Consider the following 12,476-nt stretch of genomic DNA (forward strand, 5'->3'; position numbering starts at 1 on the left):
GGTCCGTTTTCGCTTTTTGCATAATGGAAAGCTGACAGATTGCAGGCGGACAAGCAGTAGTGATTATCCGCCTGTTCTGCTGTTATACTTGAAGTCTCAGCCGGAGAACGCCGGATCGGCAGACTGGAACGAACCGCAGATAGCGGCGGCAACGGCGGCTCCCACACCGGAACCGTCCTTGGCCAGCCTGCAGCGGACGAGTCCGGATTTTTCACCCAGGAGATCGCCTAGCGTGGTGTGAATCGTTTGAGCATAACCGGGCATTTTTTCGTAAAGAGAGCCGTCGATGGCGATGGTATGGGGCTGGGACATGTCCGGGTCCATGTGCCGGAGGGCAGCGGTATAGGTGACGGCTGCCAGACGGGCGGAGCGTGTTACCACAAGGGAGGCAACTGTCTTGAACAGCGAGCGGTCGGCGAGTGTGTGGCCGGCTGCCGGGTCGCGGCTGTTGAGCCAGGCGGCGATTCGTTCCAGTCTGGGAGTGGCATCAGACAGAAACAGGGCCAGGTCCTCGCCGGACAGGATATTAGCCGCGGCAAAAAAGGCTGGGACGCGGCCGCCCCAAATAAGGTCTCGTTCCATGAGACCGAGGATCACCAGCCGGACCAGTTCTCCGATATAACGGCCCGAGCACATCTTCTCCAGGCGGCCTGTCCCCGGCCGTTCACTGTGGCGGTCAAGCCTTATGTCGTAGATATTTCCCGGGATTTTGTCGAAATTACCTGATTCCAGGTTGATATACATCGGCTGTGTCCCCTGGGGTGGGGTGGGTTCCAGATAACAGGTATTATGGCCGGTGCCGCAGATAGAGCCGATATCGGTCCGGATATCGCTGTAAGCGGCGGCAATCAGAGCGCTTACGGTATCGTTGAGGATGACCACCGGGCGGATGTGAGACAAGCCTTGCTGCGATAAGGCGGTGTTTAATAATTGTACAATATCGCGGCCTTCCACGCCGGACGTTTTAATTTCTTTAGTCCAATACAGGAGGATTGCATCGTTGGCACTTGTCTGGCGGCAGGGAAAAGAAAAGGTGTGGCCTAGGAGATGGATATCGGAAGAAGGGATCAATTTAGCCAGCTGAGAGGCCAGAAAACCGAAAAGTTCCTCGGCTGTGGCAGAGTCGGCAATCAGATTGTAACCGCCAGCCGGATCCACCAGGGGGAGAGCCTGGCGATCCCGGATCTGGAAACTCCCGTTGCCCAGCAGTTCTACTGCCAGGGCCCGTATATTGGTGCCGCCGAAATCGAGAGCGAGGAAAATGCCCTGCTCCTGGCCTGAAGGCCGGGTAAGGAAGGAGGGCAGCATAGCCAGAGAAGAAGGGCGGCCGGCCAGGCCATTGATCATATCCCGCCGGAAATCGGCGGCAATGGAATGAAGCTGCGGCGTATCCGCTGAAAACTCCTCCTGCAATTGGCGAATCGCCTGAGTTAAATTGGACATATGGGGAACCTCCCGCAAAAAAAATCTGTTTATACGGCTTAAATCTATCAATTACATACGGCGTACCAGATAAAAAATCCTGGCAGTTAATTAAAAAATTAATAAACATTTATGTATTTTTTGAAAAGTCCAGTAAAACGAAACAAGGAATTTTAATGAAAATGCCGAATGTTTTATCCTACACTTAATAAATTATTTAATAAAGATAAAAAAATTACTATAAATAAAACAGGCAAAATTATGACGAATGGTTTTATGGAGGGAAATATGGCGGAACTCAGATGGAATCCCTTGCTGCGGACCTGGACCATTGTTGCCGGCAACAGACAGTTCAGACCGCATCTTCCTAAGGACTGGTGCCCCTTTTGTCCCGGTTCGGGCAAAGTTCCGGAAGATTACGACGTCTATGTATATGATAACGACTTTCCGGCTCTGACGGTCGATCCCGGCCAACCGGATGTGGCGGCCGGCGGCCCCTATAAGGCGGCGCCCAATTATGGAAAATGCGAGGTCATTCTCTATTCTCCCGATCATCACAGCACGCTGCCTTCCCTGTCGGCGGAGCATATCTATAAGCTGGTTTGTCTGCTGGCGCAAAGGTATACGACCCTGGCTCAGGACCCCAAAATCAAATACGTTTTTGAGTTTGAAAACCGGGGAGAAGAAGTGGGAGTGACCATGCCTCACCCCCATGGACAAATTTACGGCTATCCGTTTTTGCCGCAAAAAATTCAGGTTGAGCTGGACAGCTGCCGGGATTACTTTCAGGAACAGGGGCGCTGCCTGATTTGTGACATGAACCGGGAAGAAACCGCCTTTAAGCAGCGGATCATTGCCGAAAATGAAGGTTTCCTGGCCTATCTGCCGTATTTTACCGATTATCCTTACGGTGTATTCATTGTTAGCAAGAATCATAAAGGCCATATCGCTCAGTTTGACGAGCAAGAAAAACGCGACCTGGCAGTTATGCTGAAAAACATTACCGGCGCCTTTGACACCCTGTTTAATAAACTATTTCCCTATATGATGTGTTTTCACCAGCTGCCGGTGAATTGCGACGAGTATCAGGACGCCGGAGACTACTATCATTTTCATATTGAATTTTACACGCCTCTGCGGGAAGCCAATAAAATCAAATATTACGCTTCCTCTGAAATGGGGGCCTGGGCCGCCTGCAATCCAAACACGCTGGAACCGATGGCGGAGTCCTTGCGGCAGGCTTACCGCCAATTTACGGGAAAATAAGGGGAATGATCATGCTGGATACAAAGCAACTCAAGGCGTTGTTTGAACGGGAATACGGCAGGGAGCCAGGTGAAATCCACTGCTTCTTTGCTCCCGGGCGGGTGAATCTGATCGGAGAACATATTGATTACAACGGTGGCTATGTATTTCCCGTGGCGATAACCCTGGGGATTTACAGCGCTTTGCGCTGGCGGCAGGACAGACTGGTCCGGCTGAAATCAACCAATATGGCCTTAGAGGTGGCCCTTGACCTGAACCGGCCCCTTGAGTATTGTGAGCGGGACGGCTGGGGCAATTATCCCAAAGGAATGATCCAGTACCTGCTGGCAGGCGGCCAGAAGCTGCAAGGCTGCGACATTCTATTTTCCGGCAACCTGCCGGATGGAACCGGACTCTCTTCTTCCGCGGCCATGCTGGTATTGACCGGCTTTATGCTGAAATACGCCAGCGGTAAGACAACGGTCGACCGGCCGGCCTTGGCGAGGCTGAGTCAAAAAGTCGAGAATGAGTTTGTTAAGGTTAACTGCGGCATTATGGACCAGTTTGCCGTTGCCATGGGGCGTCGCGACTGCGCCATATTGCTGAATTGCCAGACTCTTGAATATAAATACATCCCTTTTGTCTTAGGAGAGTACAGTCTGGTCATTATGAATACCAACAAGAAACGGGAACTGACCGAATCCCGCTACAACCAGCGCCGGACGGAAGCCGAACAGGCTCTGACCCTGCTCCGGCAGGGGCGGTCCCTGGATAATCTGTGCCAGGCCTCCCTGGATGATGTGGCGAGGCTTGCGGCTGATGACGTGTTGCGGCGGCGGGCCAGGCATGCGGTCACGGAACAAAGCCGGGTGCTCAAGGCTGCCGATCTTCTGGAACAAGGCGACATCACCGGCTTTGGGCGATTGATGATCGAATCCCACGCTTCCATGAAAAACGACTATGAGATCAGCGGTCCGGAACTGGACGCCATCGTTGACCATGCCCTGGCAACTCCCGGCTGTATCGGCGCCCGGATGACCGGCGGAGGCTTTGGCGGCTGCGCCATTGCCCTGGTGGAAACCGCCCGGCTGGAATCATTTCAGGCGGCGGTGGCGGCAGGGTATCAAAAGAGTACCAGCCGAACAGCGGCGTTCTATGTGGCCGGCATCTCTGACGGCGTCAACCCGCTATGATCTATACCCGAGACTATAAAGGCCTGCCAGGTTATGTTCTGGAAAATGACTGGGTCAGGCTGATGATTTTGCCGGAATTGGGTGCTAAAATCGCTTCCCTGGTTTATAAACCCCAGGATTTTGAAGTCCTGTTTCAGCCGGTTGCCGGTGTCTACCGCCAGGCGGAATACGGCGGGGATTTTGCAGCCTATGATACCTCCGGCGCCGATGAGATGTTTCCCACCATTGACCCCTGTCCCTATCCTTATGAGGCATACCGGGGCAAGATGCTGCCGGACCATGGTGAATTGTGGAGCCTGCCGTGGCGGGCGACTGTGGCCGGAGAAACGCTTATTACGGAAGTAACGGGAGTGGCCCTGCCCTACGTTTTTACCCGGGCAGCTGCTCTGGATGGCAATAAGGTCCGCCTGGCCTACAGGGTACATAACCGGGGTGATGTTCCTCTTTACGGGTTATGGGCCTTTCACGGCCTGACTGCCTGCGATGAAGCCACCCGGCTGATCCTGCCCGCTGCAGACCGGGTGATCACGGTTCATAACAGTTGCCTGATGGGACCGGCCGGGACGGAACATAGCTTTCCGATTACGACCAACAGGAGCGGCAACTCCCTTTACCTGGACCGCATTCAGGCCCAAACCGCTGGGAAGACGGAAAAGTTCTACGCAGCCGGCAGGGTCAATCAAGGCGAAGCCGCCCTTACCTTAAATCAGGGCCGGTTGGTCTACAAGCTGTCGTTTGACAGATATCATGTACCTTATCTCGGGATATGGATCAACGAAGGCGGCTTTAAAGGAGAATACAACTGCGCGCTGGAGCCGTCCACAGGCTTTTATGATTCATTGAAAACAGCAAGGGAAAAAGAAAGCTTGCTCCCCATTGAACCGGGCAGTACGATGGAATGGGACATGGATATTGAGTTAAACTCTGTCCAAGAAGATTGAGGAGGCAAGACTTATGAATATTTTAGTAACCGGCGGCGCGGGTTATATCGGCTCCCACACCGTACGGCTGTTGGAAAAGAAAGCAGACCGGGTGGTGGTCTACGACAACTTGGTGAAAGGCCATCGCCAGGCAGTGGGCAAGAGCGTGTTTGTTCAGGGAGATTTATTAGACAGCGGCAAGCTGATTGATACCATACAGCGCTATGCCATCAGCTCGGTAGTCCATTTTGCGGCTGCCAGCCTGGTGGGTGAATCCATGGGAAAACCCCGGGACTATTACCGTAATAACGTTCAGGGGACCTTAAATCTCTTGGATGTTATGCTGGACAACAAGGTTGGCAAGCTGGTGTTTTCCTCCACAGCGGCGGTTTATGGCGAGCCGGAAATCACGCCGATTACCGAGGATGCGGCCAAGAATCCTACCAACGTTTACGGCCGTACCAAGCTGGCCATGGAAAATGCCATGGATGATTACTCGCGGGCCTACGGCCTGAAGTACATTGCTTTGCGCTATTTTAATGCCTGCGGGGCTGATCCTGCCGGCGATATCGGCGAAGACCATGAGCCTGAGACCCATCTGGTGCCGCTGGTACTGCGGGCCTGCCTGGGAAAAAGCGATGGCATCAAAATTTTCGGTGATGATTATCCGACTCAGGACGGCACTTGCATTCGGGACTATATTCATGTCACTGACCTGGCCCAGGCCCATGGGTTAGCCTTGGAGGCGCTTTACGGCGGACACGGTTCTGATGTATACAACCTGGGCAATGGCAGCGGCTTTTCGGTAAAGGAAATTATCGAAGCGGCGGAAACCGTCACCGGGATAAAAATCCGCCAGGAAGTCATCGCCAGACGGGCAGGCGACCCGGCGGTGCTGGTGGCAGGCGCGGCAAAAATAAAACGCGACATGAACTGGCAGCCTCAATACACCGATATCAAAGAAATCATCGCCACAGCCTGGCGCTGGCACCGAGCCAATCCAGACGGGTTCCCCCGGCTGGGAGACCGTTGAAAAAGACCCAACCGCGTCACTTCAGCTTCCTGCGGGCGGGCGTTCTACAGTCTCACGTCCGTCCTCGTCGCGTTGTACCAGAATTCATGACTTTTCGGAGCGTGGTAGTAGTAGATGATCTCTCCTCAGTGAAAAGTTATCTGAATTCTTCACAGTACGGAGACGCAGAGCGTCTCTCTGATCTAGCATCTCGGCCTTTTTGAACGATCCTGGATTCGAGGCTGCTTTGATGAGTTTTGCAACAGACTTCTGGAAGGAAGGATGAGAGGATGCAATGCAGGAATTCACACCGGTGAGCCCCAGGCCAACAGGACCCGGCATCAACGAAGCACCGGTTATTGATATCATCCGGCGCCACGGACCGGTGTCAAGAGCGGATATCGCCAAACTAACCGGTCTGACGCCGCCCACCGTTACCAATATTGCCGGCAAACTGCTGGACTCGGGGCTGATCAAAGAATACAGGATGGGTGAATCCAGCGGAGGACGGCCGCCGCTGCTGCTTAAAATCAACAGCGGCATATCCCAGGTCATCATCATGAATATCCGGTCGGAAGTCATCATGGGATATGCGATTGATCCGGAACTGCAGGTACATTTTGAAGTAACAAATAGTATCAAAGGCATGAAGGAAGCCGCAGTTTTAGACCTTATGCTGCAGATGATTGATCAATGCCGCAAAGCGGCTACGGCTCCCGTTGCGGCCATCGGCGTGGTAGTCCGCGGACCGGTGCGGCTGCGGGAAGGAATCGTTGTCTTTGCCTTGAATATAGGATGGAAGAACCTTCCTCTCAAAACTATTTTGGAAGAAAAATTTCAGCTGCCTGCTTTTATTGAAAACGACGCAAAAGTGCTGACTATGGGAGAATACCACTATGGCTCCATGAAAGATACCGCCAATATGATCTTGCTGAAAGTCAGCCATGGGATTGGCGCCGGCATCATGATCAACGGCAGACTGTACCGGGGTATGAACGGCAGCGCCGGCGAAGTGGGCCATACCACGGTGGATGTGGCCGGGCCTCTCTGCCGGTGCGGCAATTATGGCTGCCTGGAGGCTTTGGCTTCAGAAGACGCCTTGGTTGAACTGGTGGTAAAAGCCATGAAGGAAGGACAGCCTTCCTGTGTGGATGACTTGGCGGACGGAGATCCGGACCGGGTAACCGTCGACACCGTATATCAGGCCGCCGACATGGGAGACAGCCTGGCCCTGCAGATGCTGGACCGGGTAGCCCGGTATCTTGGTATTGGCATTGCCAATCTGGTGAATATATTTAACCCTGAATTGATTGTAATCAGCGGCTGCATCGCCAAGGCCCAGTCGCATATAGAAGATACGCTGAACCGGATTGTCCGGGAAAGAGCCTTCGAAAGCTGCAGTAGTATTCTGAAAATTCATTTTTCGGAAAGGACGACCGAAAATACGTTAAAAGGGGCAGCGGATATGGTCTTTACGGAAATTACGAAAACGGCGTGGCTTGTTCAAGGCAAAACCGCAAGCCGCTTATAAGGGGTTATTGTAAGGCGGAGATACCGGCCGGCAAGGCGATTTACCAGCCTTGACGCGGTATGGCTGTTTTATGATATATAAATGGTCCAAAAAGGATTTTGAAGGAGGGCATATTGTGAAACGGTACTGGAAAGAGATCCTTGTATTCTCGCTGATTCTGGGAGTGATGCTGGCCGGTTGCGGCGGGCAGCAGGCCCAGGATACCAAAGGAAAGCCCACCATCGGAGTGGCTATTTACAAATTCGATGATACGTTTATGACCGGTGTCAGAAATGCCATTTCCCAGGCAGGAGAAGGCAAAGCCCAGGTGGATATTGTTGACAGCCAAAATTCTCAGCCTACCCAAAATGACAAAGTAGACCTGTTTATCACCAAAAAGACCAACGCTCTGGCGATTAACCCGGTTGACCGCACCGCCGCCGGCGTGATTATTGACAAGGCGAAAAAAGCCAACATTCCTGTGGTGTTCCTCAACCGGGAGCCGCTGCCGGAAGATATGAAAAAGTGGGATAAAGTATATTATGTCGGCGCTAAAGCCGAAGAGTCCGGGACTATATCCGGCCAGCTAATTGTGGATCACTGGAAAGCCCATCCCGAAATGGACAAAAATAAGGACGGCGTTCTCCAGTATGTAATGCTAAAAGGCGAACCCGGTCATCAGGATGCTGAACTGCGCACCAAATACTCGGTCCAGGCTGTGCAGGATGCCGGCATTAAAGTTGAGAAGGTTGCCGAAGACACTGGCATGTGGGACCGTGTGAAAGGCCAGGAAAAAATGGCGGCCTTTCTGGCAGCCCATGGCGACAAAATCGAAGCGGTATTCGCCAATAATGACGATATGGCCCTCGGCGCCATCGAAGCTTTGAAAGCCAATGGCTATTTTAAAGACGGCAAATTCCTGCCGGTAGTCGGAGTTGATGCTACGGCTCCTGCCCTTAAGGCATTGGAAGAAGGGACCATGCTGGGCACTGTTTTGAACGACGCCAAAAATCAGGGCAAGGCTACCTTTAACCTGACTTACGTACTGGCTCAGGGACAAACCCCCAACAAAGAGAACAGCGGTTATGAGATTGTGGATGGGAAGTATATCTGGATCCCTTATAAAAAGATTACTAAGGCAAACATGAACGACGCGAAATAAACTTCTCACGGGAGGCAGGAGGGCAGGGCTTCCTTGCCCTCTTGATCTCTTATCGCACGATATAAAAAAGTGCTCTCACAGGAAAGAGGGGCGTTAGCGTGGCAGAAACCGGATTTTTATTGGAAATGAACCATATCTCTAAAGAATTTCCCGGCGTAAAGGCCCTTGACAATGTGACTCTCAAGGTGCGTGCGGGCACAGTGCATGCTCTGATGGGGGAAAACGGCGCAGGAAAGTCGACGCTGATGAAATGCCTCTTTGGAATCTATCGGCAGGATGCCGGGGAAATCGTGTTGAACGGTCAAAAAATGGACATACGTGACTCCAAAGTGGCGCTTGACAACGGCATATCAATGATCCATCAGGAACTGCACCCGGTTCCCCACCGCAATATCATGGAAAATATCTGGCTTGGGCGCTTTCCGGTGAAAGGCTTCGGACCTTTTCAGCTCATTGATGAGAAAAAGATGTATCAGGATACGACGGAGCTGCTGAAAGAACTGGAAATCGATATCGATCCCTATGCATTGGTCAGGAACCTGTCCGTATCAAAGATACAATCTCTTGAAATCGCAAAAGCCGTTTCATATAACGCCAAAGTGATCATCATGGATGAACCGACCTCATCCCTGACGGGAAACGAAGTGGAACAGCTGTTTAAAATCATCGGAGATTTAAAACGGCGGGGCGTCGCGATTATCTATATCTCCCACAAAATTGAAGAAATCCTGCAAATATCGGATGAAGTCAGTGTCATGCGGGATGGTAAATATATCGGCACCTGGCCGGCCGCCGAATTGTCCACCGATATGATCATAACCAAAATGGTGGGCCGCGATCTGAGTCAGAGGTTTCCCGAACGCAGCAACGCGCCGGGTAACGTAATCCTGAAAGTGGAGGGTCTTACCTCCCCCGATGCCAAATCCTTTCAGAATATCCACTTTGAATTGCGCCGGGGCGAAGTCCTGGGCATTGGCGGACTGGTAGGAGCCCAGCGCACCGAACTGATGGAAGCGCTGTTCGGCATGCGGACGATAGGGGCAGGCAAGATTTATCTCAATGGCGTCGAGACCCAAATTAAGTCGCCGCTGGATGCTAAGAAACGGAAAATTGCCCTCTTAACTGAGGAACGGCGGGTAACCGGGATATTCCCCGTACTGTCGGTACTGGAAAACACGGCGGTGGCCAGGCTTTCGTCCTACGAAACATCTTATTTTCTCCTGGATGAGAAAAAAAGAAAGGCCGAGGCAATCGCCGGGATCGAAAAACTGCGGGTGAAAACACCCTCCATCGCCACTCTCATTAAAAATCTGTCCGGCGGCAACCAGCAGAAAGTGCTGTTCGCCCGCTGGTTACTGACTGAACCGGACATATTGCTCCTTGATGAACCGACCCGCGGTATTGATGTTGGCGCTAAATTTGAAATCTACAGCATCATCGCCGCTCTGGCCAAACAGGGAAAGAGTATCATCATGATTTCCTCGGAGATGCCGGAACTCTTGGGTATGTCGGACCGGATCATGGTTATGTGTGAAGGCCGGATTACCGGCATCATTGACGGAAAGACCGCTACGGAAGAAGAAATTATGCGCCTTGCAACCCGGCGTCTAGCGTGAACAGGAGGTTTCGTGAATGCAGGAAGAAACAAAGAAAACAGTACTATCCCCGTTCTTTGCCCCTCGACGCATCAGGGAATTTGTTTTGCAAAATGCTATTTATATTGTTCTGGTAGCTCTGATTGCGATTATCGCTGTCTACGACCCTCGCTTTTTATCCATAACCACTCTGCGGGATATTACGCTGCAATCGGCCACCCGGGTGATTATCGCCCTGGGAGCGGCATTTGTCCTCATCACGGGCGGCGTTGATCTTTCTATCGGGCGGGTGGTGGGCTTATCGGCGGTTTTGTCCGGTTCCATGCTGCAAGTGGCTGACTATTCCCGGCGGTTTTATCCGAACTTGCCGGATCTGCCTATATGGCTGCCGATTTTGCTGGCGGTGCTGGCAGGACTGGCTGTAGGGCTGATCAACGGCTTTATCGTCTCGCGACTGAGTGTCCCGCCGTTTATCGCCACTTTGGGAACCATGGTCATTGTATACGGGGTCAATTCCATTTATTTTGATATGAAGCCCAATGAGTCTCAACCCATTGGCGGCCTTCGGGCTGATTTCACCAATATCGGCTCCGGCACCTTCAGTGGTGAGTCTTTTTCCTTTCCTTACATTGTGCTGATTGCCATCGTAATTGCGGCCATCGTCTGGGTGATCTTCAATAAGACCCGGTTGGGGAAAAATATGTATGCCATTGGCGGTAATGTGAATGCAGCCGTCGTCTCCGGTATTAATGTCCGGCTGAATCTGCTGGTATTATACGCCATAGCCGGCAGCCTCTATGGCATGGCCGGAGTGCTGGAAGCAGCCAGGACCGGCGGCGCTACCAATAACTACGGCAACATGTATGAATTGGACGCCATTGCTGCCTGCGTGGTGGGCGGGGTATCTACTTCCGGCGGTATTGGCACTGTGCCTGGGATCCTTGCCGGCGTGCTTATTTTCGGCGTCATTAACTACGGCCTCACCTTTATCGGGGTCAATCCATACTGGCAGTTGATCATAAAAGGCTTGATCATTGTGTCGGCAGTGGCCTTTGATATCCGCAAATACCTGACCAGAAAGTAGAAGGCCAAATTCAAAATGATGAAAACCCGTGAACCATCGCGGGTTTTCATCATTTTGTTTATCCTTGCGTCAGGCTGAAGCCAGCGGTACAATGGAATCATTGGCAAAGCATAGAAAGGAAGATAAACTATGATTGCACTGACAGGCGCCAAAATTTTAACCATGTGCAGCGAACCGTTGGAGAAAGGCACCGTCCTGATCCGGGACGGAAAGATTCAGGCTGTAGGTGAAAATCTGGCTATTCCGTCCAATTATCAAGTCATAGATGCGTCCGGCAAAGTCATTACCCCCGGCATCATTGACGCTCATACCCACCTAGGCCTTTACGGCGAATCCATGGACTGGGCCGGTGAGGATGTGAATGAAAAGAGCGATCCGGTTACCCCCGGCATCCACGCCATAGATGCCATCAATCCGGCGGACGTGGGGCTGACCGACGCCTACCGGGGCGGCGTTACCGCCGTGATGGTGGCCCCCGGCAGCGCCAATCCGATCGGCGGACAATGTGTGGTGATCAAGACCAAGCAAAAAGATACAGTTGAAGAAATGATTGTCCGTAAACACGCAGGACTTAAAATCGCCTTTGGGGAAAATCCCAAGCGGGTCTACGGAGATCACAAAAAAGTCCCGGTGACTCGTATGGCTACGGCAGCCCTGATTCGCGAGACCTTTCATAAAGCCCTGGAGTATATGAAAAAACAGGAGGAGAAAGACCGGACGTATAATATGGGGCTGGAGGCAATCGCCAAAGTACTGCGCAAGGAAATGCCGCTGCGGGCTCATGCTCACAGAGCGGACGACATTGTGACCGCCATCCGCATCGCCAAAGAGTTTGATGTGGATATTATTATTGAACACGCCACTGAAGGGCACCTGATCGCCGATGTGCTGGCCAGGGAAAACGTGCCGGTGATTGTGGGACCAACCCTTATCACCCGCAGCAAAATGGAACTGAAAGATAAGGATATGGCTGCGCCGGCCATTCTTTACCGCCATGGTGTTCGTTTCGCTATGATGAGCGATCATCCGGTCATCCCCAGCTGCTTCCTGCCGGTTTACGCCGGCCTTGCCACCCGGTTCGGTCTGCCTCAGGAGCAGGCTCTGAAAATAGTGACAGCGGAAGCCGCCAGGATTCTCGGGCTGGCTGACCGGGTCGGCAGCATCTCTCCCGGGCTGGACGCCGATCTGGTAGTCTGGAGCGGCCATCCTCTGCAATTGTCTTCTCGCCCGGAATTGGTTATAGTCGACGGTCTGGCGGAAGACGTGACCCAATAGTCTCAAGGTAAGCTAAAAGGGATGGGGGCATAGGTTTTAATAAAACCCTTTGCCCCAT

Annotated in this window: 10 protein-coding genes; 9 read left to right on the plus strand and 1 reads right to left on the minus strand. The window is 52.5% G+C overall.

The window, feature by feature from the left end; translation table 11 throughout:
• Positions 1–96: 96 nt before the first annotated feature.
• Positions 97–1,443, minus strand: a complete 1,347-nt coding sequence (locus ALO_RS04655; RefSeq protein ID WP_004093359.1) for a hexokinase family protein — start codon at positions 1,441–1,443, stop codon at positions 97–99.
• Between the two features lie 267 nt (positions 1,444–1,710).
• Here ALO_RS04655 and galT point away from each other — a divergent pair, with 267 nt between their 5' ends.
• The 9 genes from galT (at position 1,711) to ALO_RS04700 (ending at position 12,418) form a co-directional block, all read left to right on the plus strand.
• The gene (gene galT, locus ALO_RS04660) at positions 1,711–2,688 is read left to right on the plus strand and encodes a galactose-1-phosphate uridylyltransferase (protein WP_040292758.1); all 978 of its coding nucleotides are present in this window, start codon (positions 1,711–1,713) and stop codon (positions 2,686–2,688) included.
• 11 nt (positions 2,689–2,699) lie between these two features.
• Positions 2,700–3,860 (plus strand): galactokinase, encoded by a 1,161-nt coding sequence (locus ALO_RS04665; protein WP_139025322.1) that lies wholly within the window; start codon positions 2,700–2,702, stop codon positions 3,858–3,860.
• Complete coding sequence (locus ALO_RS04670; protein WP_004093363.1) at positions 3,857–4,801, plus strand: aldose epimerase family protein; 945 nt, start codon at positions 3,857–3,859, stop codon at positions 4,799–4,801. The genes ALO_RS04665 and ALO_RS04670 overlap by 4 nt, the downstream gene beginning before the upstream one ends.
• A 13-nt stretch (positions 4,802–4,814) precedes the next feature.
• Entirely contained in the window at positions 4,815–5,813 is a 999-nt protein-coding gene (gene galE / locus ALO_RS04675) for a UDP-glucose 4-epimerase GalE (RefSeq protein WP_004093364.1), read from the plus strand.
• Between the two features lie 274 nt (positions 5,814–6,087).
• Positions 6,088–7,323, plus strand: a complete 1,236-nt coding sequence (locus tag ALO_RS04680; protein WP_004093365.1) for an ROK family transcriptional regulator — start codon at positions 6,088–6,090, stop codon at positions 7,321–7,323.
• A 166-nt stretch (positions 7,324–7,489) separates the two neighbouring features.
• Positions 7,490–8,464 (plus strand): galactose ABC transporter substrate-binding protein, encoded by a 975-nt coding sequence (locus ALO_RS04685; protein WP_050806971.1) that lies wholly within the window; start codon positions 7,490–7,492, stop codon positions 8,462–8,464.
• A gap of 98 nt (positions 8,465–8,562) precedes the next feature.
• Positions 8,563–10,080 carry a sugar ABC transporter ATP-binding protein gene (locus ALO_RS04690; RefSeq protein ID WP_004093367.1) on the plus strand — a complete coding sequence of 506 codons (1,518 nt, stop codon included), beginning with the start codon at positions 8,563–8,565 and terminating at the stop codon, positions 10,078–10,080.
• Positions 10,081–10,096: 16 nt separating this feature from the next.
• Positions 10,097–11,143: a galactose/methyl galactoside ABC transporter permease MglC gene (mglC, locus tag ALO_RS04695; RefSeq protein ID WP_004093368.1), complete on the plus strand. Its 1,047-nt coding sequence runs from the start codon at positions 10,097–10,099 to the stop codon at positions 11,141–11,143.
• Positions 11,144–11,272: 129 nt separating this feature from the next.
• The gene (locus ALO_RS04700; protein WP_004093369.1) at positions 11,273–12,418 is read left to right on the plus strand and encodes an amidohydrolase; all 1,146 of its coding nucleotides are present in this window, start codon (positions 11,273–11,275) and stop codon (positions 12,416–12,418) included.
• The last annotated feature ends 58 nt before the right edge of the window (positions 12,419–12,476 follow it).

This window comes from Acetonema longum DSM 6540, assembly GCF_000219125.1.
Taxonomy (GTDB): Bacteria; Bacillota; Negativicutes; order Sporomusales; family Acetonemataceae; genus Acetonema; species Acetonema longum.

Bases quoted from the DNA above. Each gene is read 5' to 3' on its own strand.
- ALO_RS04670 (WP_004093363.1), top strand. From the start codon at position 3,857: ATGATCTATACCCGAGACTATAAAGGCCTGCCAGGTTATGTTCTGGAA.
- mglC (WP_004093368.1), top strand. From the start codon at position 10,097: ATGCAGGAAGAAACAAAGAAAACAGTACTATCCCCGTTCTTTGCCCCT.
- ALO_RS04655 (WP_004093359.1), bottom strand. From the start codon at position 1,443: ATGTCCAATTTAACTCAGGCGATTCGCCAATTGCAGGAGGAGTTTTCA.
- galT (WP_040292758.1), top strand. From the start codon at position 1,711: ATGGCGGAACTCAGATGGAATCCCTTGCTGCGGACCTGGACCATTGTT.
- galE (WP_004093364.1), top strand. From the start codon at position 4,815: ATGAATATTTTAGTAACCGGCGGCGCGGGTTATATCGGCTCCCACACC.
- ALO_RS04685 (WP_050806971.1), top strand. From the start codon at position 7,490: ATGCTGGCCGGTTGCGGCGGGCAGCAGGCCCAGGATACCAAAGGAAAG.
- ALO_RS04700 (WP_004093369.1), top strand. From the start codon at position 11,273: ATGATTGCACTGACAGGCGCCAAAATTTTAACCATGTGCAGCGAACCG.
- ALO_RS04680 (WP_004093365.1), top strand. From the start codon at position 6,088: ATGCAGGAATTCACACCGGTGAGCCCCAGGCCAACAGGACCCGGCATC.
- ALO_RS04665 (WP_139025322.1), top strand. From the start codon at position 2,700: ATGCTGGATACAAAGCAACTCAAGGCGTTGTTTGAACGGGAATACGGC.